This window comes from Sulfurovum iocasae, assembly GCF_047716765.1.
GTDB lineage: Bacteria > Campylobacterota > Campylobacteria > Campylobacterales > Sulfurovaceae > Sulfurovum.
The window spans coordinates 483,973-506,487 of the sequence record NZ_CP180410.1 but is presented as its reverse complement, the minus strand read 5'-3'; the positions used below and the strand labels follow the sequence as shown (position 1 = coordinate 506,487).

The following is a 22,515-nucleotide window of genomic DNA, read 5'->3' as shown; positions in this document are numbered from 1 at the left end:
TATACAACTGCTATATGCTAACATTATTACAATTGTAAGGGAGGGAAAGTTAATGATTAAAAGTATAAAAGACTCTAACATATTAAATTACATTATTGTACTTTACGCTTTTTTCATACCTCTTTCATTGGATCTGATCAGAATATTAGCACCATTAATAATTATCCTTTGGTTTGTACAAGGAGAAGTGAAAGCAAAGATAGCTTTAATTAAAAAAGAATCATTTTTCCTATCCATTGGAATTTTATTATTTGTACTCTTACTTTCACTACTCTGGACAGATATTGATAATATTAAATTTGGTATTAAATATATCACGAGATATTGGTATATACTACCTATGTTTGTAATATATACATCCATAGACAAAAAATTTATACCCATAGCCCTATCAGCATTTCTTACAGGGATGTTAATCAGTGAACTTGTCTCTTATGGTATATTTTTTGAATTTATACATATTGAAGGACTAAGTAGTAAAAATCCAAGTCCCTTTATGCACCATACGCTATATAGTGTTTTTCTTGTCTTTACTGCTGGTATTTTATTAAACCGTATGATAACATCCCAATCCATAAAACATAATATTATTTATGGAATATTTTTTACTACTATTACGGCTAATTTATTTATAAATCCAGGTCGTACCGGACAATTTTTATTTTTGTTTGTATTGGTATCTGTGTTGATCGGACACTACAAAATTACAGCAAAATCACTATTTATTACCTTCTCTTTACTACTGCTGGTTCCATACTTGGCATTTACGTTCAGTCCAAATTTCAAAACAAGAATGACACAAACATACAGTAATATAAATAATCTTTCATATTCAACTCCTATTGGATCAAGAGTAGGACTAAATATCGTTGCAAAAGACATATTTTTACAAAACCCGATCATTGGTGTGGGTGTAGGTGATCACCTAAGCAAAAAAGATGAAATGATTCAAGAGAAATATCAAGATAGGGAATATGTAAAAAGCTTGGTTCATTATCACAACCAATATGCTGAATTTGCTGTCATTGCAGGAATATTTGGATTGTTATCTTATATATTCATCTTTATATCACTCATAAAAACTAAAATAACTGATAGAAGAATGAATACAATTAAATACATTTTAGTATCAACTATAGCTATCGCATCCCTCAGTGACGCCATGTTTCATCTTAACCGATCACTCAGTCTCTTTGCTCTTTTTGCAGGATTAATACTTGCACACTATCGTTATGAACAATCTGAGATAAAGTGTACCTCTATCTGAAAGAATCATATTTCTCATAAATAGTATCCATACTGAATTTTTCTATATGGGATTTTTTGATCTTGGGATAATATTCTAGAGCCAAAGCGATCTTCTTGCTTAAATTTTTACTGTCATTTACATTTGCCAAATAGATACTCAAACTACCTGTCAATATTTCAGATGGTCCGGAGTGGCAATTTGTACTGACAATCGGTGTACCAAGGATCAAAGACTCGATTAAAACCGTTGGCAAGCCTTCTCGCTCAGATGAAAGGATCAACAGTTTTGCATTTTTGATGACAGGATAGGGGTTTTTAGTAAATCCAAGGATCTCTACCTTATTTCTGATGCCTAGTGTATCGATCATCTTTTCAAGTTTCGGATCAGTATTGCACAATAGCTTCAAAGGTGGTGGATCTGTCAATTTACTGTAGGCTTCCAACAAAATATCATGCCGCTTTACCGGCCTAAAAGCAGAGGCACTCAGTAAATATTCTCCTTCTATCTCATGCAGTATTTTTTCTTCTCCCAGCTCACGTATCACCTCTATATCAAAAGGATTATAGATCACTTCGCAGGTACGATACCCTATTCCCATCTTGTCCAGATCCTCTTTGATTCCCTCTGAAACAGCGATCAGATCTTTTCCTTCATAAAGAGAACGGTACAATTTCTCTTTTTTAACTGCCCGGCGGATTTTTCCTCTCTGCCTGAATTCACTCAACTCCATAGAGTAGGAGGTATGAATAAGGTATCGGCAGTGAGGCAGATCTGCCTTTGCAGCGACCCTGTCTGCCGCAGGAAGATTAGAGAGAAAGAGATCAAACTTTTGACTCCCCTGTTCTATAGTGTTTATCATACTTTTTAATTTTCTTGCCAGGAGTTCATCTCCCAAGCCTTTGAAGAGTTTAAAAAAGGAACGATCTTTAGAGAGTACATGAATTTTGGCTCCTTTGACATCATAGGAGATCACATCTTCCAGAAGAAAAATATATACTTCATCCCCCTGTTTTTCGAACATCTCAGCCAAATGCAGCACTACTTTCTCTGCTCCGCTTCCGGCAAGATTGGTTGCGATCAATCCAATCTTTTTCATGATGTTTCCTCCAATAGATGATATTTCAACTTCTTTGCTATTTCCTTGCATGAATCAAGCTCTAAGAGCCTAAAATCTTCCAAGTCAGTCTTAAAGTTTTCCAGTTTGGAGATCTCTACCCTTTGTATCCTTTTTTCTGTCGAAAATTTTTGCAATATCTTTTGATAGTTTTTATCAGCATCATGATGCTCTGGAGACAACGTAACTACAGGCTTTCTAAAAGCCACTCCTTCACTAACCATCGATGCACTCTCTTCGGTAACAAACACTGTAGTACTGAGTTCCAAAAAGCCTGCAACGACTTTTTGCGGATTTTTATTGAAAGCGATAAAACATTCAGCTTGCATCTCTTTTTCCATTTTTGCTTCATACGCTTCAGGGGTTCGGCGTGATGTCGTTATGAGCCACTTTACTTTATCTGCTGTAGCATTGACAAAAGTAATGAGTTGTTCAATATCTTCTTCTTCAAACCGATATCCGGAACCATCACCTCCTATCAGCAAAGTATAATATTCATATTGAGGGTCAAGATCATATGTTGTTGCAAACACTCTCAAGTCACCATTATACGATCGTGTCGGTGCCACATTCAAAACAATTTGGTTATCAAAACCAAGATCCAATACGGTAAGTACTGTAGAAAAAAGGCTATGGTCAAGTTTTTTCGGGTGTCCTATAAAAAAGTTTGTACTCCCATACATCAGTGCTAGCATGGCATTAAGAAGGGAAGTATCTTTCCCCGCTGATATAATAATATCGGGTTGCCCATCCCACTCGTAACCTTCATAAAATATCTGTATCATTTTTAAGGAAGGACGGCTTTTAAACAGCTTCTGTCCCATTCTTGAGTTTAATAAAATTCTCAAAAGATACTTCCCGAGTTTCTTGACTTTTACTTCAACATATACCTCTTCTACCGGACCAAAGCTCTTGATAGCTTCCGCTACTGCAAGACTTTGGTTAAAGTGCCCTGCTCTTCTGTCACTGAGTATCAATACTTTTTTCATCGCTGCATAACCTTATCGTAAACTTCTAACGTACCGGCAACCATCGCATCTAGTGTAAAATGTTCAGCTGCATATCGGAAGCTTTGTTTATATTCTTCTAAAACATCCGTGTAATGTTCCTGAGCATAACGTATTTTTAAACTTAAATTCTTCTCATCATTCACAGGCACAACAAAAGAAAGTGGCAAGATCCTCTTCATATCACCTACATCTGTAGATATAATGGGTGTCTTTAAAAGCAGTGCTTCTGCCATGACATACGAAAAACCTTCTCGATCTGAAGAGATCACACAAAGATCAGAGTTGATCATGAATTCCTGTACATCTCTTCTAAACCCCAAAAACACTACTTTATCCTCTAAAAAGAGTTCTTTTGCAAGTATTTTGAGCTTTTTCTCTTCACTCCCTTCTCCTATGATAAGAAATTTAACATCCAACTCTTTCACAGCACGGATCAGCAATGAAAAGTTTTTGACACTCTCCAACCTTCCAACAGAACAAATGACAAACTCATCATGAATGCCAAACTGAGAAAGATAGTGAGGGTCTCGCTCTTTAGGTGTCAAGGCTATACCATTATAGACTACACTTTGATGAGGATTTTTCAACTCTTTTAATACCTCATACGAAACCCCGATAACATGGTCAAACTTTTCAAAACTTTTAAGCTTACGTTTTTTACTATGTAGGGTAGCGACCATTTTGATGGAAGGGTTCAAAAAGCGCTTTATATTTGCCACCATAGCAACTGCTTTGTTTGCGTGAGCATGAAGGATGTCTGGATCAACATGGTTGATAATTTGACGTAATTTATAAAGCATAAAGAGATTTCTACGCCCCTTAGAAAGATCAAGCACATGAAAAACTATACTTGGTTCAAATCGTTCTCGGTATTTCTCATGTGCTATGATATGAACTTCGTGCTGCTCTGCGATCCGATTGCAAAGCTCTTCAAAATGCTTTTCGAGCCCACCTTCTTCATCTCCTGCTAAGATCTGACAGATCTTCATTTTTTTACCCCTCGTTTCCCTGTACGCAACTTCAGATAAAAAGCAAAAAAGTTATCTTTACCACTCACTGTGACACGGGGAATATCAAAAGGATCACAGTCATTGAGATCTACAATACCTACTTTTGTTGTCACAGCATTGCTATAACCACAATCTGCAACGATCTTTTCATCTTTAGGGCCATAAAGCCCAAAAGGATAGGCAAAACTATGACACACTGTTTGAAATTGTGCTTCGATCTGCTCTTTTGAAATACAGATCTCTTTTTGGCTCTCTGACTCATCCAGGTTTTTCAGATTTGCATGGGTCAGAGTATGTGCCCCGATCTCTATAAGACCACTGTCTAATAGCTCGTTAACCTCATCATCACTGAGTTTAGGTTCTTCTTTAAGTCCTGCCCCTTCATTTTTAGCTTTTCTATATCCAGACCAGTCACGATCATGACGGTCATTAACCAGATAGATCGTTGCTTTAAAACCATATTTTTTTAAAATTGGAAGAGCATTTGTTAAATTATCCTGGTATCCATCGTCAAACGTGATCACTATACTTTTATCTGCTAAATGTTCCTTTTGTGCCATCACTTCTGACATCGTATATGTCTGCCATCCATTATCATATAAATATTTGATCTGTGTTTCAAAATCTTCCGGAGAGACACGCAGAGAATTAAACTTTTTACCCGGTATAGAATCACGGATCATATGGTACATCAGTATCCTCGGATAACGGTAATCAACTGCTCTCTTCCACCAGGCATAACGATAGGAGAAATAGATAAATATAAACAAAAGCACTACAATGAACCAAACCGTCATACCAGATCCTCATAAACTGCTACTGTACTTTGAACCATTTTTTTCAATGAAAAATTCTCAGCGATATAGCGATATCCATTAAATTCCAAATGATTACACTGATGAATACACTCAGCCAATATTTCACTTTCACCCACTGGATAAAAGAAACCATTTTCACCTTCTACAATGATATCCAGTACGCCACCATGATCTGTTGCTACTGCTGGCGTATTAAGGGCTAGTGCCTCAGCCACACTTCTGCCAAAACTCTCCGGTTTTTTCGAAGAGCTGACAACTACATCACTTAATGCATATATCTCTGCCACTTTACTTTGAGAACCGGTAAAGATGATATTATCTTCCAAACCTAACTCTTTCACTAATGCTTCCAATGAATGGAGATATGATTGCTTGTCCTCACGTACCCCTCCCACTATAAGTCCAACTACATTGACGTTATTGTGTTTCACTGAAGCAATCGCACGAATAAAAGTTTGATGGTCTTTGAGCTGCGTAATACGTCCTACGGTTGTGATGATCTGTTTATCACTTAAACTATATTCTTTTTTAAAATCTTCAATAAATTCTTTATCTAAGTTTTCAGGATTAAACTTCTCCAGATCAATACCTCTGGGTATTACAGCGATCTTCTCTTCCTCTGTCTGATAATGCTTTTGAATATAAGACTTGATAGCCCCACTTACACATATCACACTATCACCCATACTCATGATCTTACTATAGGGACTCACACTGTTAAATCCATGTACTGTTGTCACAAAAGGAATACCTGACTTTTTATTTGACAAATACGTAAGCCATGCAGGTACCCGACTTCGTGCATGTAAAATATCTGGTTGCAATTCTTTCAATAGCTTACGTAGTTTTATTATACGAGAAGGAGCAGTAAAAGGGTTTTTAGAACAAAGATCAAATGTGATATGTTTTCCACCCTCTTGTTCGATCTGCTCTTGCAGCTTACCTCCTGCACTTATGACGATACTCTCATGCCCTAGTTTTACTAACTCACGACTAAGCTCCATGGTACCACGTTCTACACCACCCTCATTAAGTTCCGGTAACAGCTGTATGATCCTCATAGATCCAAGCCTCTAAGATATTCTTTAAAATTTATTTTTTTATTTCTATTTTTTATCGTACCATCGAAAATATATAGATATCCTTCTCTTTCCAAACCCTTTACAAAGCGTTCAAATTTATTATCCTCTTTACTCTCTAGTGGCAAAACAATGACATTGGAAACACCATAAGCAATAGCCTCGGAGATCATTGAAGTGCTATCACCAGTAATAAACACTGTTTCGCAGAGCTCAAGAAAATCAGGGATAGGATTGATAGTATTTTTTGAGAATATAACTTCATACTCAAAATGATACGATTCGATCAATTGCTCTACCGCTTCAGAGGTTCTTGGTGAAGTTGTAATAGCGATCTCATATCCTTGATAATGCTTCACAATAAAATCAAGTTGCGATTGAAGCTTCTCTTTTGACATGGTGAATATCTTGTTATCTCCACCTATTACGATCCCTATAGCATGCTTTTTGGCTACATAAAGGCCTTGAGGTTCTACATAAGAGAAGTTGGCAGGGATCTCTATGATATTCTTTTGCTTAGGTGGGTTATCGTGGCTTTGTGCAAAGATAGTATCAAAATCATATTTGTACCCACGAGGTAACATCATCGTGATCGATCTGGCTTTCAATGTTTTTCCAAGAACTTTCACCATATAATAAGTCCATGAACCTGTCCCTACAACTACACTATACTCTTTGTTATACAATTCTACTTCAAATAGAAACTTTGTTCTAATACCCAATTTATCCAAGAGATAGGTGAGTGCTTTACTCCAACGATATTTAGGTAGCACTTCTACTACATCATACGGCAGTTCAAGATATTTTGCCAATGCAATGGATTGATTTAAATGTCCTGCACGTCCGTCACTTAGAATAAGTATTCGGCTCATATACGCCACCTGTTATGCATCCAAAACCATTGGGAAGGGTATTTTCTAATTACCTCTTCAATAGCCTGATTATATTTCAAAGTCATAGCTTCTAATTTTTTCTCTTTATCTTCAATCTCATCTGCAACATAATCAAGAGGTTCATTGATGATCATCTCATACAATCCATCACTCTGTCTGGCAATAAAGATAGGCACCACTAAAGAATCAAATTTTAACTTTAATGAAGCAATAGACAACGTTGTTTCAGCGGGCTGCCCAAAAAAATCTACCTTAACACTGTTTAAATTTCCTGCTTTTTGATCGATCAACAGTCCTACATTCCCAGCATTTTTCAACCTTTTGATCATCACTAACATGGCTTTCTTTTTACTTACTGCATCATTACCATATTTTTCACGAAAAGGTGTTGTGATATTTGTATCTATAAGTTTATTATTTCCTTTACGTCCTATGGCCAACATAGGGAGTCCACTTTTAGCTAAAAAATGTGCTGCGAGTTCCCAGTTAGAGAAATGTGCGGTCATTACAATGACTCCATGTGGACTATTTTGAGCTATATTTTGTAATTTCTTTTTGGCTTCTTCTTGATTTTTAATGGCTTTATCAATGTTGAATTGTCCGGTAAACATCAACAGGATTTCAGCAATTGTGATAGAAAGTTGCGTATATACTTCTTTAGAAAGCGCTAAAATTTCTTCTGAAGTTTTCTCGGGAAATGCCATAGTTAGATTTTGTATGGTGAGGTTACGTCTTTTCTTATCTAAACGATAGACAAGAAGTGTAAGACCTTTCATCATAGCATAGATAAATGATCTAGGTGCTATCTTTGCTAACCACAAAAATAGTTTTACTAAGCTATATTCTATTTTTTCTCTCATCCTCAACCTATTGCTTTAATACGTTATTTTATCCAAATAGCCTAAAGGATGAAGGCTAAAACATCTGCTTTCAATTTAATTTGCTATAATCACGTTAATTATACAAAGAACCCGCTGAATAACTTTAGGTACTCATAATGGGTTTTGCAAATGTAAGATTTTGCAAGAGATTTTTAAAACATAGCCTTAGCTACGTTGAAGGAAATATCTTGTGAAAGATTGCGTTTGCAAAGCCCACCCTTCGGTCATCACTAGCTTTTGCCTATACGTCGTTACTCTTTTTCGACTTAGCTACGGCTAGGACTTCAAAAGAGTGCCTAGTCTAGGCAAAAGCTAGTAATGTTATGAGTACCTAAAGTTATTCAGCGGGTTCTATCACCAAAGGAATATTAACGTGATTGGAATCGTCGATTACAATATGGGTAACCTTGCCTCTGTCATCAATGCATTTACTAAAGTAGGTGTAGATGCCAGATTAGAGAGCAACCCAGCTAAACTCAACCAGTATGACAAACTCATCTTACCAGGTGTAGGTGCATTTGGTGATGCGATGGAACACTTAAAAGAAAATGGCATGGATGAAGCCATAAAGAACTTTGCAGCAAGCGGAAAACCCCTGCTGGGTATCTGTCTTGGTATGCAACTGCTTTTTGATAGCAGTGAAGAGTTTGGAACAACACAAGGGCTTGGACTCATCCCCGGAAAAGTAGTTGCTTTTGATGAGAGTAAATTTGACCATCCACTTAAAGTACCGCATATGGGTTGGAATGAACTGTTTGTTCAAAATGAGACCACCATTTTTGATGGATTAGCTAAAGATTTTTATCTTTACTTTGTTCACTCCTATCACGCAGTATGTGAAGACAAATATGCCATAGGAAAAACACACTACGGTTATGAGTTTGTATCTGCTGTACAAAATGGAAATATTTATGGCATACAGCCCCACCCGGAAAAAAGCCACGATAATGGGCTTAAAATTATCGAAAATTTTGCAAAACTACAGAAAGAAGATTAAATGACAATACTACCAGCAATAGACCTTAAAGACGGCAAAGCAGTAAGACTCAGTAAAGGTCTTATGGAATCAGCAAAGATCTACTCTGATGAACCTTGGCAGGTGGCTAAGAGATTTGAAGAACTTGGAAGCGAGTGGGTACATCTTGTTGACCTTAACGGTGCATTTGCAGGTAAACCTGAGAACTTAAAGCAGATCAAACAGATCCGTGAACACTGTAACCTCAAACTTGAACTTGGTGGGGGGATCCGTGATGAAGAGACTATCAAGATGTATCTTGACTTAGGTGTAGATAGACTCATATTGGGTTCTGTGGCTGTAAAAGATCCTCAGTTTGTGAAAGATATGGCAGCGAAGTATCCTATCGTTGTAGGTATCGATGCCATTGACGGTATGGTAGCCGTAGAAGGTTGGGCAGAAGTTTCAGATATGAAAGCCACTGACCTTGCAAAAGAGTTTGCTGATGCAGGTGTAGAAGCTATCATCTGTACAGATGTAGGTCGTGATGGAATGATGACTGGGGTAAACGTAGATTTTACAGTTGAGATCGCCAAAGCATCTGGTCTTGAAACTATTGCTTCTGGTGGATTAAAGGATATGACAGACATTCATGCCTTGATAGAAGCTGGCGTTGATGGTACTATCGTAGGTAAAGCATTCTACGAAGGTACTCTTGATCTAGAAGAAGCATTTAAGGTAGCGAATGCAAGATAAATATTATGAACTCACTATAAAACTTGATGAAAGTTTTGTAGAAGTTATAGCAGATTACATTTTGAATATTTATGATGAAGGTGTAGAGCTTGGAGACGGGCAAATTATTGTAAGAAGTGAATCTGATTTAACTTTCGTTAAAGATGCTCTTGTATCCTTAGCCGGTAATTTAGATAATCCTATTGAAATGAAATACAACCTTGAAGAGAAAGAGAATGTAGACTGGATAAAAACCTATCAGGATTCTATCCAACCTATAGAAGCAGGAAAGTTTTACATCTTCCCTAGTTGGTATGAACCAAAAGAAGATTTAATCAATATCAAGATAGACCCTGCCCTTGCTTTTGGTTCGGGACACCATGCAACTACCTTTGCATGTTTGGAAGCTATCAGCACTTACGTAGATGCCGGTAAATCTGTCATAGATGTAGGTTGTGGTTCTGGTATCTTAGGTCTTGCATGTAAGAAACTGGGTGCAACTGTAGAGCTTTGTGATACAGACCCACTTTCAGTTGAGAGTTGTAAAGAGAACTTTGAACTCAATGAAGAGAGTTATGACAAACTTTGGGAAGGCTCCATCGATAAAGCTGAAGGCACTTACGATGTAGTCATCGCAAATATCATCGCCGATGTACTTAGATTCATCGCAAAAGATCTGAAATCTGCATGTAAAGAAAATGGACACTTGATACTTTCAGGTATTTTAGATAAAAAAGAAGACCTGGTTGTAGAGTCATTTAAAGAGCTCACACTGGTGCAAAGAACATTAAAAGATGAGTGGGTAACACTCGTATATAAAAAGGAAGTCAATGGCTAATCAAGACAATAAAAACCAAGACAATAAAAACAATAATTTTTTCAATAACAACCCCCTGCTCGCATTTGCGATATTTTCTATCGTCATCATTATGATCTTTAAGTCTTTTGTAGGTGAAGGCGAAGGTCTAGGTACGGTACTCAACAGCAACAATATAGCACAAACCAAACAGGTCAAATATTCTGAGATAAAGACTCAGATAGAATCGGGAAGCATTAAAAGTGTAAAACTCACACCTTCGACAGTAGAAGCCATAGCTGATGCAGATGGACGTAGAGTGCGTTATGTAGCTCAAAACGTACCAACATACGATAAAGACCTTATCCCTCTTTTAGAAGAAAAAAAGATTACCTATGAAGGTGTAATGGGAAATGGTTTCCTCTCTGAACTTCTTAGTATGATGCTTCCTATCCTTATCTTCTTTGGTATTTGGATCTTCTTGGCTAAGAAAATGTCTAAAGGTATGGGTGGTGGCATCCTTGGTGCCGGAAAAGCAGATAAACTTATCAATTCTGAAAAACCAGATACAAAATTTTCTGATGTACAAGGTGTAGAAGAAGCAAAAGATGAAGTCAAAGAGATCGTTGATTTTCTTAAATTTCCAGAACGCTATATGGAACTTGGAGCAAAGATCCCAAAAGGATTACTTCTGGTGGGACCTCCAGGTACCGGTAAAACACTTCTTGCAAAAGCTGTAGCAGGTGAAGCTTCTGTTCCTTTCTTTTCCGTGAGTGGTTCAGGGTTCATTGAAATGTTTGTAGGTGTAGGAGCGAGTCGTGTACGTGACCTTTTTGCTCAAGCGAAAAAAGAGGCTCCATCTATCATCTTCATCGACGAGATCGATGCTATCGGTAAAAGTCGTGCATCTGGTGGACAGATGGGTGGAAATGATGAAAGAGAACAAACACTTAATCAACTTTTAGCTGAAATGGATGGTTTTGGTACAGACACTCCTGTCATCGTACTTGCTGCAACAAACAGACCGGAAATACTGGATGCCGCACTTCTTAGAGCTGGACGTTTTGATAGACAAGTACTTGTAGACAAACCTGACTTTGATGGACGTTTGGCCATCTTGAAAGTACACTCCAAAGGCGTAAAACTCTCCTCAAAAGTTGATTTAACCATTGTTGCCAAACAAACTGCCGGTCTTGCAGGTGCAGACTTGGCTAACATCATCAACGAAGCTGCACTTCTTGCTGGTAGATTCAACAAAAAAGAGATAGAGCAGGCAGACCTTCTGGAATCAATAGAACGTTCATTTGTAGGACTGGAAAAGAAAAACAGAAAAATATCTGAGGTAGAGAAAAGGATCGTAGCCTATCATGAAAGCGGTCATGCACTTATGGCAGAGCTTACTAAAGGTGCAACACGTGTAACAAAAGTATCTATCATCCCTAGAGGGCTTGGTGCTTTAGGCTATACTTTACACCTTCCGGACGATGAAGACAGATTCTTAAAACAGAAACATGAACTCATGGCTGAGATAGATGTACTCCTTGGTGGACGTGCAGCAGAAGAAGTGTTTATCGGCGAAATAAGTACAGGTGCAGGTAATGACCTTGACCGTGCAACAGCTATTTTGAAAGATATGGTCTCTGTCTATGGTATGAGTGATATCGCTGGGCTTATGGTACTTAAAAGAAGTGAAAACAGCTTCTTGGGTGGCGGTATGGCATCTACAGACTATAGTGAACAAATGGCTGAAGATATTGATAATCACATCAAAGCAACACTGAATGAGCGTTATGCCTTCGTAAAGAAAACACTCAACGAATATCATCAAGCCATAGAAAACATGACTGCTGTACTCTTGGATGTAGAAGTCATTGAAGGTACAAAAGTACGTTCGATCATAGATGAATATGAAAAAGAAAATAATATGAAAAGTCGTCTTGCACATGGAGATAAAATAGCAAAAGCAGAAGCATTTGCAAAAGAGCAAGCTTTGAAAAATCAGGAAGAAGAAGATGCATAATACGACTAGTCGTATGAGCCAACTGCTGAAGTTGTCCCAGTGGCAACAATCTCGAACTATAAGGTGCTTTAATGCACGTTCTAGTTTGAGACACCTTTTGAGCTTTGCTCAAAAGGTGTCCTTTTAATGAAAAGAGCTAACCTTATATACATCCTGCCAAATCTGTTTACAGCAAGTAGCATTTTTGTAGGTGTGATAAGTATTGTGGAAGCAAGTAAAGGAAACTTTGTACTTGCCTCTTGGCTCATCCTCTTAGCCCTTATCTTTGATGGTTTAGATGGTAGGGTTGCACGTATGACCAATACTACAAGCCAGTTTGGTGTGGAGTTTGACTCTCTTGCTGATATCATCTCTTTTGGTATTGCTCCTGCGATGCTACTTTATTTTTTTATAGGGCATGAATTTGGACGTTTTGGTATTTTAGTCTCTGCACTTTATGTCATCTTTGGTGCCATACGTTTAGCACGATTTAACATTAGCACTGCCAAAACAGACCCCAATGTATTTATAGGACTTCCTATTCCTACAGCGGCTGTATTTGTTTCTATGTGGATACTCCTTTTCCATAAATATACCTTGGAAAACTATAGTATCATTTTGTTATTTTTAGCCTTAGGTGTAGCTATACTTATGGTCAGTAATTTTCGTTATCCATCATTCAAAAAAGTTCAACTCGATAAACCCATGGTCTTTAAAACGATGATTGTGTTTGTATTAATAGCTTCTTTACTCTACCTTTATTCAGCAGAAGGTTTTGCTATTGTTATATTGGCCTACACACTTTATGGACCACTTCGTGCGTTACGAACAATTAATCTTAGAAAGATAAAAATTAAAAGATAATTTTTATCTCTTGTAATAAACTTAAATTTAGTGTATAATGCACAAAAATTAAATAGGAGAGCATTATGAAAAACATCATAAAAACACATACAATTTTCACAAAAGATAGTACTCTCCTGCTGCTCTCACTCTAATTTATCCCATATACAATTCAACTTTCTAGTTTCTAATTAACCACTATTTAGGTAAAATTAGACAATTTTCCGCACATATAGTGCTTTTTACATAACAAGGTAAACATAATGAGTAAAGAAATCATTAAAATATTTGATACAACATTAAGAGATGGTGAGCAGAGCCCAGGGGCTTCTATGAACACTGAAGAGAAGATCCAGATCGCTGCACAGTTAGAGCGTTTGGGTGTAGACATCATCGAAGCAGGGTTTGCAGCAGCAAGCCCAGGAGACTTTGATGCCATCGATAAAATATCACAAAGAGTAACAAAATCAACTATTTGTTCTTTAGCACGTGCTATAGATAGTGATGTAAAAGCAGCTGGAGAAGCCATAGCAAAAGCAAAGATGAAACGTATTCATACATTCATTGCAACATCTAGCATCCACATGGAATATAAACTTAAGATGACTCCTGATGAAGTTATCAAACGAGCTGTAAGAGCTGTTGAATACGCACGTACTTTCGTGGATGACGTAGAGTTCTCATGTGAGGATGCAGGACGCTCTGACATAGGTTTTATGAAAGAAATAAGTGACGCGGTCATTGAAGCAGGTGCAAGTACAATAAACTTGCCAGATACAGTTGGTTTTAGATTACCCTTTGAGATCGGTGCAATGGTGAAAGAAATGAGTGAATATGTTGGTAATAGAGCTATCATCTCAGTACATAACCATAACGACTTGGGCTTGGGTGTAGCAAACTCTTTGGAGGCTGTTGTCAATGGGGCAAGGCAAGTAGAGTGTACTATTAACGGTTTGGGAGAAAGAGCGGGAAATGCTGCTCTTGAAGAGATTGTTATGGCATTAAAAACACGTTCAGATATTTTTGCTGACTATGAGACCAATATCAATACAAAAGAGATATATCCATCAAGCCGTTTGATAGCCAATATCACAGGTATCGAACCACAACCAAACAAAGCCATCGTAGGTAAAAATGCTTTTGCTCATGAGAGTGGTATACACCAGGATGGTATGTTAAAGAACAAAGAAACCTATGAGATCATCCGCCCGAAAGATATCGGATTAGATATGGAAGATACTTTAGTCTTGGGTAAACACTCCGGACGTGCAGCATTTAAAGACAAGTTGAGTAAATTGGGCTTTACTTTGGATGATGAAGCTTTAAATTCTTCATTTGAACGCTTTAAGATCTTGGCTGATAAAAAGAAAGATATCTACGATGATGATTTAAGAGCATTGGTAACCAATGAGATGACCAAAGCACCTAAAATATTCGAGTTGATCTCTTTGCAGTTAATGGATTGTTCTAATGGTGTTCCATCTGCCGCTGTATGCATTAAAAAAGATGATAATGAGATCATCGATGCGGGCATAGGTGAAGGTACTATGGATGCCATCTTTAAAACAATAGATAGGATTTCAGGCTATGAAGGCCAATTGATGGACTACAAAGTCAAATCTGTAAGCCAGGGTAAAGATGCCTTAGCCAATGTAACTGTCAAGGTTTCATTTAACGGTGAACCAACTATCATAGGGCACGGGTTAAATATAGATACGATGTTAGCCTCTGCAAGAGCCTATATCGGTGCTTTGAATAGTTATTTGAGTATGGCAGGGAAGTTAAAGGCTAGACATACAGATAGTTCTAAAACTGTATAAATACAACTCTATTAAATCACGCAAAGCGTGCCTGTCTCTACGAACGGCCTTGAAAGCAAAGCGATTTGAGAGTAGAGACGATTTTTTTGCTTCGTTTTTTTCTAAAAAAAATGAAGAGAGAAACAACGCCACAAGTCAAAGAAAAGGTAATTTAAAAAATTACATATACTTCTTCAAAACTTCAGGAATCTCAATACTCCCATCTTCATTCTGATAATTTTCCATAATAGCAACAATAGTTCTACCTACTGCAAGAGATGAGCCATTTAATGTATGCACAAATCTATTTTTCTTCCCATCTTTAAAACGTATCTTCGCACGTCTCGCCTGGAAGTCTCGAGTGTTAGAGATAGAAGAGATCTCACGGTATTTGTTTTGTCCTGGAAGCCACACGCCAGTGGATATACATTCTATAAACCTGCTTTAAGTGTTTGTATACAATGCTTTGACTTATATTTGAAATTTTATTATTTTGGTTTTGGCATTGAATAGGCAGTTAAGTTAGTAATTCGAATGGCTTTTTAATGATGTAAATACGTTAAAGGATGTGTATTAAAAACCTTTTTATGCCTTCAAAGAAGAAGGTTACTTCCCTTATAAAACCTTCTATATAGACTATTTTATAAGGTTTTTAGAATTGTATGTAAAATCATTTTCCTATAAAATTATCATCATTATATTAACCATATTTTTTAGATAAAAAGTAGAGATGCTATACGGCATCCCTAATCACTGATCCAACGGCATGTATCAGAAAAACTACGCCAACATACCTATTTAGCTCCTCTACCCATCCCTTGTCCGCCTCTTTGCTGCATTCTGGCATTTTGACCGGCTTGCAGTTCCTCAGGTGTTATTTTACCATCCTTATTGGCGTCAAACTCGCTAAACTCGGGAGCATCGGCTGCTTTACGCATCATACGACCCGACTCTGCACGTGCTTTCATACGCTTCTCACGTATATCATAAAACTCTTTTTCACTGATAGTGCCATCACCGTTTTGATCATACGTTGAAAACGGAACCGGTCCACGATCCGGAATGGTCTCAGCCTGAAGCATTAATGGTGCAGCTCCAAACAATGCAGCAACCACTGCTGCAAATGTAGTTTTTTTCAATAGTGTATTCATAATTGACTCCTTATTGTCATTTTATTGTAATGTTTTTAGCTTGTCAAACAATTCATAGGGTGTTATACCCAGAGCATTTGCGGCTTCTCTCATTTGACTCTGCGGTGTTGCATCAAACCCTTTTTCCTGCAAGAAGAGCAGTGATTTTTCCAAGTTGATTTTATGCATACCTGCCAACTCTTCAAGCGTTCTGCGCCCCAGGAAACTCACCTTTGCATCAGCCGTTGTTTCGCCTGCAAGCTTGCCACTTTTGGGCTTGATAGTATCATAGATGACTTTAGGCGAAATGTTATTTTTTTGTGCTATCTGCAGCAGTGTTTGGCTCTTATTTTCTACTACAATGCCTTTTGCTTTCAACAGTACTATTGCTTCTTGAACATTAGCACCGATACGCCGGGAGAAGGATTGTAATGAGGACTCTTCGGCATGACCATAAGGGGGTGAACCATACTGTTCTTCCCAATATGTTTTTATGCCTTCATTGATATCCAGGACACTCTGAAAGGGCTGTATTCCCATCAGTGTACCTCCAACAAAAAGGAAATTGAGTGCCAATGCGATCAAAAGCTCTTTTTTAAAGAGAGTAATCTGTTTTGTGCTGTTTTTGAGGTAGTTCATCAACGGTTTCCAATTGTAATAGATATGCCAGATAGTCACCACCAGGAAAAGGATCATCGAGGTGATGTGGATACCGCCGTACTGACTCTTTGTAAGTCCAAACATCTCCCAATTTGCCCAATACGCAACTTTCCCTTTGGGTACGATATAAAGCATCATTCCCGTGATACTCATCACTAAAAAGGAGAAGGCAAGTGTTAGCGAGATTATTTTCTTCATCACTATCTCTTCATTCATCTATTTCCTCCTATCAAGTCATATTTGAAAATACAACTAATAAATTGTAGTAAATAGTTTATTAAAATAATGTTAAGCATAAATTAAGCTCTATGCAAGGAATTTGATTCAGTGCAATATTATAAAAAAAATAGTATATTTGGATGTAATGAAATTTTAAAGCCTGAATCAAGGTGAAGATTATCATTATTAAAAACGAATTAAGAACTAAACACCTTATTTTCAAAACCTTATAGAATATATAAGTTTATAAGGTTTTCTCCCATAGCCATTTTCCTACCTTTTTTAACAAACAGGTAATAGGTCTCACTAAGTGTACTTTTGGATACACAGTTAAGCTAAATAATTTTACACTCCATTTTATTTAAAATTTCCAAGGTCTTAGTAACATCATAAATAGCACTATGATACTGTTCATCATCAAATTCTATATTGTAATATTTACAAGTCTCAATAAGTTTTGGGTTTTTTATATTACCCCTAGTATTGATTGCTTTAACAATTTTTTTATTCTCTTTCATAGTACAGAAATGATTTTCAAATGAGAGCAACTCTCCAATATGTCTTAATTCAAATGATATGTTATGAGCTACTAATGTTTTAGTATTTTTACAAAACTCTACAAAGTCCGTATCATCTTCAAAGTACTCTTCATAGGTTACGCTTTTTCTTAATCTCTCAAGTCTATCAGGAGATAGTTTATGTACTGCTAGAGCATGAGGGTTTACTTCATATTCCGAGAAATAATAACGATGAAAAGTATCTAGAACTTTATATTCATTATTTACTTGCTCAACACGAAAAGCTGCTACTTCTATAACATCATGTATATTTGCTGAGTTTGTTTCAAAGTCTAAAATTATCACTTGTTATCCATATTTTTAAGTACAGAGCAATTTTTATCTGCAAATAGGTTTATAGTAATAAATGATAGAGAGATAGTAAGGGATATAATTTTCATAGTGATATCATATCTAGATTGTATTTAACTAATCATATTTTTAAAATCCAATTACTATAAATTCATATAAAACCTAGTCATTGAAGCTATAGCGCACTTTACTCCCTCTTTGGTATCAGTATGTCAGATTGGTTACTATAAAATATTCTATATCAGAAGAAACTATAGTAAATGGAGAGAAAATGAAGATACAGAGAATCAAAAAGAGCATAACAGAGAAAGAATATAAAAAGTTGATGGCTTATACTAGAGGAAACGAAGATATCAAAGAGTTCAATAAGTGTGGCAGTGAATAGGCAGTTCAATCTGCCTATTTACAAGTATTTAATAAAATTACATACAAAAACAAGTTTCTAATGACGAGTATAATCTACATATACTTCTTCAATACTTCAGGTATCTCTATCGTTCCATCTTCATTCTGATAATTTTCCATAATAGCAACAATAGTTCTACCTACTGCAAGAGATGAGCCATTTAATGTATGAACAAATCTATTTTTCTTCCCATCTTTAAAACGGATCTTCGCACGTCTCGCCTGGAAGTCTCGAGTGTTAGAGATAGAAGAGATCTCACGGTATTTATTTTGCCCTGGAAGCCATACTTCCAAGTCTATCGTGCTTGCTGCTGAAAAACCTAAGTCACCTCCACAAAGTTCTACGACTCTGTGCGGTAACCCAAGTGCCGTAAGTATATCTGATGCATTATGTACCATCATTTCAAATACTTCAGCACTTTTATCCGGATGAGCGATAGCAACCATCTCTACCTTATCAAACTGATGTTGACGTATCATCCCGCGTGTGTCACGTCCTGCACTCCCTGCTTCTTTTCTAAAACATGGTGTGTAGCCTGTCATAAGTACAGGAAGTTCTTTTTCAGCCAGTATTTCATCATTATACATATTGGTTAATGGTACTTCTGCTGTAGGGATAAGATAGAGATCTTCTCCGTCTATCTTAAAAAGGTCATCTTCAAACTTAGGCAGTTGTCCTGTTCCCTGAAGCATTGCAGAGTTATTCATAAACGGCACACAGAGCTCTTCAAAGCCTTTGGTAGCATTTGTATCAAGGAAGAAGTTTATAAGCGCTCTTTCCAGCCTTGCAGCTTCACCACGAAGCACAGAGAAACGACTCTTAGCAAGTTTTACACCACGTTCAAAATCTATCCATCCGTTTTTCTCTGCCAAGTCCCAATGCTCTTTAGGCTCAAAGTCAAAACTTCTAGGCTCCAAGACTTTACGAAGCTCAACGTTATCATCTTCATCTTCACCTTCGGGTACTGAATCATCCGGAAAGTTAGGCATAGCAAGTGCCACATTATAAAGTGCCTCTTCAGCCTCTCTGGCTTTTTCCTGAAGAGGAACCATCGCTTCTTTATTTGCATCCACTTTTGCTTTCAGCTCAGTAGTGTCTTTACCCTCACGCATATACTGCCCAAACAGTTTAGACATACTGTTCTGTTCTGCTTTTGAAGCTTCCAGTGTTGCATTGGCTTCTTTTAGAGATGCGAAAAGTGTTTGGAGATTTTCAAGCGTAGTAGTATCTACACCTTTTTTTTGTAGTTTGATGCTTGCTTCAGTGAAATTATTTTGGAGATATTTAAGATCTATCATAGAGTTAACCTAACTTAGTAAAATTTATAAGGGAATTATAGGATAAATTCAAAAAGAATCTGATTAAGAGCAGAAGCTCTTAATCAGAAGAGTGTAAAAGTAAATATTTGATTAGAAAAAGTAGTTAAGACCAAAAACAATACTGCCCGTATTATCCAAACTGGTTTCTGCATGCCAATCAATCCCTTCTGCTACCATATCTTCCAAGTTTGCAAATGAGTATCTATAAGCTAGATCAATTTCTACCATTTCTGCTACAGCAAGAGCCACACCTACCTGCCCACCATAAAAGACACCAGATTCATCAGAAAGTATCACACTTAAATTCTCAGGAGTATCAGCATTTAATTCATAGCTCATATATCCAACATGCCCACCGATGAAGGGCTTTAACTTCATTCCACCGGCATCTGTAGACCAGATAAAATAATCAAGATTCAGTGACCCTTTATGCATAGTATCCTCATATCCAGAATCTTCATTATTATAGTATGTATAAAGTACAGTCGTTCTCCACTCGTCATTTTGTGCACCGAGACGGAAACCGTATTCTATATTGGAATCACTTTTCTCCCCAAACTCAATAGCGGGATAACCATCAGAATAAAGCCGTGCACTACTGTCTAATTCAGTGCTGCCTAATTCAACTCCAATAAACGTTTGACCTACAGAATAATTTTCTGCATAGAGAGAACCTGTCAGGGCTACTGCTAAGATACCCGTTGCTATTTTTTTTACCATAATAAAACTCCTTGTCCTTGTTTTAAAAATATGCATTTAAAATGCGTATACCCAAAGAATATCATATTTTTATATTTTTTAAGATTAAATATTTAAAAATATTAGGTAGATTTATTGTAAATAGCTAAACCTAATTGAGCGATTAGTTATTTTCTGAAGTATTTATTTTCAAATATACTCTTCGGTATCTTATTCATATAGTGATTATTATATAACGAATCATATCAAAGAGCCACTATAAACTTATTAGGTATATTTAGGATTATTACATACTGAAAATTTTACTTGTAATTCAATATTTTATTGTTATAAACATCTATTTGTTATAATATAAATTAGAGAAAACAAAGTATGGGAGAAGATATTAAAACAACTAAAACAAAAGCCGTAGAGATGACAGATCATTTGACCTGGGTTAATACAGCCAAAGGTATTGGTATTGTACTGGTAGTATTGGGGCATGTACTTGTTGGACTGAATGGGGCAGGGTTGATTTATGACAAGAAAATGTACTTGATCATCTTTGATATTATTTATAGTTTTCATATGCCACTCTTCTTTTTCCTTTCCGGGCTCTTTTTTCTACACAGTTATACTAAACGCGGGGCGTTGTTACTCATTGGTAACAAAACAGCGACCATTATCTATCCATTTGTAATCTGGTCCGCTATACAGATCATTATAGAAGCATCCCTGGCAAACTATACCAATAATGATGAAAGCTTTAGCCATCTCCTAACAATGTTCCTTTATCCAAAGTCTCAGTTCTGGTTTCTGCATGCACTCTTTTTGATGTTTGTTTTCAATGCACTGCTATTTACCATTCTTAAGCAGTGGGCAGTTTGGATAGCTACATTGGTTACTGTTTGTCTGTTTATCTTTCAGGATCAATTATTTGCCAATATGGCTATCGTAGACAATGTCACCCGGAATCTGATCTATTTCAATACCGGAATTGTCTGGGCGTATGTTGTCAAGTCATTCAGACCAGGTACAACAACGGTCATACTCTCTGTAACTTTTTTTGTAGCATTGATCTATAGCGAATTCATATGGATACATATCCCGCTTTCCGAGGCATCTTTGCTTTTTGTTCTGGCCGCTGCATTAACTGGGATTGGAATGATCATAACAATATCCATGCACCGCTATAATCTACTGGAAAGAAGTATGAAAGTATTTGGACGTTATTCGATGGAAATTTTTATCATGCATATCCTGTTTGCTAGTGGTATACGGATTGTCTTACAAAAGTTTTTTGGTATCCAGGAATTTTACTTACACCTACTAATAGGAATGCTTGCAGGACTATTGCTTCCACTGGCTGTACTTTATATGATCAATAGGTTTCATTTGCATTTTTTACTACAACCGCCCAGATGGATGTCTACAAAACTTTAAAAGCTTTGGCTTCTATCTCTTGACATACTAATCGTTTGTTATCCAGAAACAAATCAATATGACCATGAGAAAATGTGAAACAATATAAAAATACAGATAGTAATTAGTTATTTGTAGTAATAAATCTCTGTGAAGTACAGTTTACTGAAGATTAAAAGTGGTAGTAAGAGAGGGACTTGAACCCTAGACCTCCGGCTATATGAGTTGTTGGATAGATAATCACAAAGCCCTACAGAGAGAGGCTTTGTGCTATTTTGGGAATGTGTTGGGTCAAAAAATGGGTCATATAACTGAAAAGATTGAAAAAATATTTGTTAGTGAAAACCTTATAAAGTTATATATTTTATAAGGTTTTGATAAATATTTTTAGACCTAATGTTTAATTTGAAAGTCTAAATTATTCTTTTTTTATTGCTCGTCAAATAATCATCCACCATTCACCATATCTGAGATAATACCTTTCTCATCCTGATTCTCTGCAACAAAAACACCGATAATGTGCAGTGGTACAAAGATAAAAATAGCATTAAAAACAAGTTTTTCATAACTTGTCTCCTTACTATTAATATATAAGTCTATTTTAGCATGAGTTATTTTACCTCTTTCAGTA

The 22,515-nt window shown here is 36.7% G+C and carries 20 protein-coding genes and 1 pseudogene; 8 read left to right on the top strand and 13 right to left on the bottom strand.

From position 1 onward, the window contains the following. The first annotated feature begins 52 nt into the window (after positions 1-52). On the top strand, positions 53-1,267 hold the full coding sequence (locus ACLHDG_RS02565) for an O-antigen ligase family protein (RefSeq protein WP_415407429.1): 1,215 nt from the start codon (positions 53-55) through the stop codon (positions 1,265-1,267). On the opposite strand, the gene ACLHDG_RS02560 is transcribed toward ACLHDG_RS02565, so the two are convergent. From ACLHDG_RS02560 to ACLHDG_RS02530, 7 genes are read right to left on the bottom strand one after another with little or no spacing between them, the layout of a single operon-like run. Then, entirely contained in the window at positions 1,260-2,345 is a 1,086-nt protein-coding gene (locus tag ACLHDG_RS02560; protein ID WP_415407428.1) for a glycosyltransferase, read from the bottom strand. The genes ACLHDG_RS02565 and ACLHDG_RS02560 overlap by 8 nt on opposite strands. Continuing rightward, positions 2,342-3,352 carry an ELM1/GtrOC1 family putative glycosyltransferase gene (locus tag ACLHDG_RS02555; RefSeq protein ID WP_415407427.1) on the bottom strand — a complete coding sequence of 337 codons (1,011 nt, stop codon included), beginning with the start codon at positions 3,350-3,352 and terminating at the stop codon, positions 2,342-2,344. Before ACLHDG_RS02555 ends, ACLHDG_RS02560 begins: the two co-directional genes overlap by 4 nt. Beyond that, positions 3,349-4,362, bottom strand: a complete 1,014-nt coding sequence (locus tag ACLHDG_RS02550) for a glycosyltransferase (protein WP_415407426.1) — start codon at positions 4,360-4,362, stop codon at positions 3,349-3,351. Before ACLHDG_RS02550 ends, ACLHDG_RS02555 begins: the two co-directional genes overlap by 4 nt. Next, positions 4,359-5,180 carry a polysaccharide deacetylase family protein gene (locus ACLHDG_RS02545; protein ID WP_415407425.1) on the bottom strand — a complete coding sequence of 274 codons (822 nt, stop codon included), beginning with the start codon at positions 5,178-5,180 and terminating at the stop codon, positions 4,359-4,361. The genes ACLHDG_RS02550 and ACLHDG_RS02545 overlap by 4 nt, the downstream gene beginning before the upstream one ends. Continuing rightward, complete coding sequence (locus tag ACLHDG_RS02540) at positions 5,177-6,262, bottom strand: glycosyltransferase family 4 protein (protein ID WP_415407424.1); 1,086 nt, start codon at positions 6,260-6,262, stop codon at positions 5,177-5,179. Before ACLHDG_RS02540 ends, ACLHDG_RS02545 begins: the two co-directional genes overlap by 4 nt. Further along, positions 6,259-7,152: an ELM1/GtrOC1 family putative glycosyltransferase gene (locus ACLHDG_RS02535; RefSeq protein ID WP_415407423.1), complete on the bottom strand. Its 894-nt coding sequence runs from the start codon at positions 7,150-7,152 to the stop codon at positions 6,259-6,261. Before ACLHDG_RS02535 ends, ACLHDG_RS02540 begins: the two co-directional genes overlap by 4 nt. Then, positions 7,149-8,033 carry a lysophospholipid acyltransferase family protein gene (locus ACLHDG_RS02530; RefSeq protein WP_415407422.1) on the bottom strand — a complete coding sequence of 295 codons (885 nt, stop codon included), beginning with the start codon at positions 8,031-8,033 and terminating at the stop codon, positions 7,149-7,151. Before ACLHDG_RS02530 ends, ACLHDG_RS02535 begins: the two co-directional genes overlap by 4 nt. A gap of 394 nt (positions 8,034-8,427) precedes the next feature. Between ACLHDG_RS02530 and hisH the strand changes: the two genes are divergently transcribed. From hisH to ACLHDG_RS02500, 6 genes are all read left to right on the top strand, one after another. Next, positions 8,428-9,051, top strand: coding sequence for an imidazole glycerol phosphate synthase subunit HisH (gene hisH, locus ACLHDG_RS02525; RefSeq protein WP_415407421.1), 624 nt, complete (start codon positions 8,428-8,430; stop codon positions 9,049-9,051). After that, the gene (gene hisA, locus ACLHDG_RS02520) at positions 9,052-9,765 is read left to right on the top strand and encodes a 1-(5-phosphoribosyl)-5-[(5-phosphoribosylamino)methylideneamino]imidazole-4-carboxamide isomerase (protein ID WP_415407420.1); all 714 of its coding nucleotides are present in this window, start codon (positions 9,052-9,054) and stop codon (positions 9,763-9,765) included. Beyond that, positions 9,755-10,582 carry a 50S ribosomal protein L11 methyltransferase gene (locus tag ACLHDG_RS02515; RefSeq protein WP_415407419.1) on the top strand — a complete coding sequence of 276 codons (828 nt, stop codon included), beginning with the start codon at positions 9,755-9,757 and terminating at the stop codon, positions 10,580-10,582. Before hisA ends, ACLHDG_RS02515 begins: the two co-directional genes overlap by 11 nt. Next, positions 10,575-12,560, top strand: coding sequence for an ATP-dependent zinc metalloprotease FtsH (gene ftsH / locus ACLHDG_RS02510; RefSeq protein WP_415407418.1), 1,986 nt, complete (start codon positions 10,575-10,577; stop codon positions 12,558-12,560). Before ACLHDG_RS02515 ends, ftsH begins: the two co-directional genes overlap by 8 nt. A 126-nt stretch (positions 12,561-12,686) precedes the next feature. Then, complete coding sequence (gene pssA / locus ACLHDG_RS02505) at positions 12,687-13,403, top strand: CDP-diacylglycerol--serine O-phosphatidyltransferase (protein ID WP_415407417.1); 717 nt, start codon at positions 12,687-12,689, stop codon at positions 13,401-13,403. Positions 13,404-13,645: 242 nt separating this feature from the next. Continuing rightward, complete coding sequence (locus ACLHDG_RS02500; protein ID WP_415407416.1) at positions 13,646-15,202, top strand: 2-isopropylmalate synthase; 1,557 nt, start codon at positions 13,646-13,648, stop codon at positions 15,200-15,202. 159 nt (positions 15,203-15,361) lie between these two features. Here the strand turns inward: ACLHDG_RS02500 and ACLHDG_RS02495 are convergent. The 6 genes and pseudogenes from ACLHDG_RS02495 to ACLHDG_RS02470 all read right to left on the bottom strand — a co-directional run. After that, positions 15,362-15,607 (bottom strand): annotated as a pseudogene (locus ACLHDG_RS02495) (aminoacyl--tRNA ligase-related protein); the annotation flags it as partial. A gap of 368 nt (positions 15,608-15,975) precedes the next feature. Next, the gene (locus ACLHDG_RS02490; protein ID WP_415407415.1) at positions 15,976-16,332 is read right to left on the bottom strand and encodes an EF-hand domain-containing protein; all 357 of its coding nucleotides are present in this window, start codon (positions 16,330-16,332) and stop codon (positions 15,976-15,978) included. A gap of 21 nt (positions 16,333-16,353) precedes the next feature. Continuing rightward, a complete protein-coding gene (locus ACLHDG_RS02485; protein ID WP_415407414.1) occupies positions 16,354-17,187 on the bottom strand; it encodes a DUF4405 domain-containing protein in 834 nt (277 codons plus the stop codon). A gap of 338 nt (positions 17,188-17,525) precedes the next feature. Further along, positions 17,526-18,053 carry an exonuclease domain-containing protein gene (locus tag ACLHDG_RS02480; protein ID WP_415407413.1) on the bottom strand — a complete coding sequence of 176 codons (528 nt, stop codon included), beginning with the start codon at positions 18,051-18,053 and terminating at the stop codon, positions 17,526-17,528. Positions 18,054-18,518: 465 nt separating this feature from the next. Continuing rightward, positions 18,519-19,763 (bottom strand): serine--tRNA ligase, encoded by a 1,245-nt coding sequence (gene serS, locus ACLHDG_RS02475; RefSeq protein WP_415407412.1) that lies wholly within the window; start codon positions 19,761-19,763, stop codon positions 18,519-18,521. A gap of 111 nt (positions 19,764-19,874) precedes the next feature. Further along, positions 19,875-20,504 (bottom strand): hypothetical protein, encoded by a 630-nt coding sequence (locus ACLHDG_RS02470; protein ID WP_415407411.1) that lies wholly within the window; start codon positions 20,502-20,504, stop codon positions 19,875-19,877. Between the two features lie 351 nt (positions 20,505-20,855). On the opposite strand from ACLHDG_RS02470, the gene ACLHDG_RS02465 reads away from it, so the two are divergent. Beyond that, positions 20,856-21,905 carry an acyltransferase family protein gene (locus ACLHDG_RS02465; RefSeq protein WP_415407410.1) on the top strand — a complete coding sequence of 350 codons (1,050 nt, stop codon included), beginning with the start codon at positions 20,856-20,858 and terminating at the stop codon, positions 21,903-21,905. Positions 21,906-22,515: the final 610 nt, after the last annotated feature.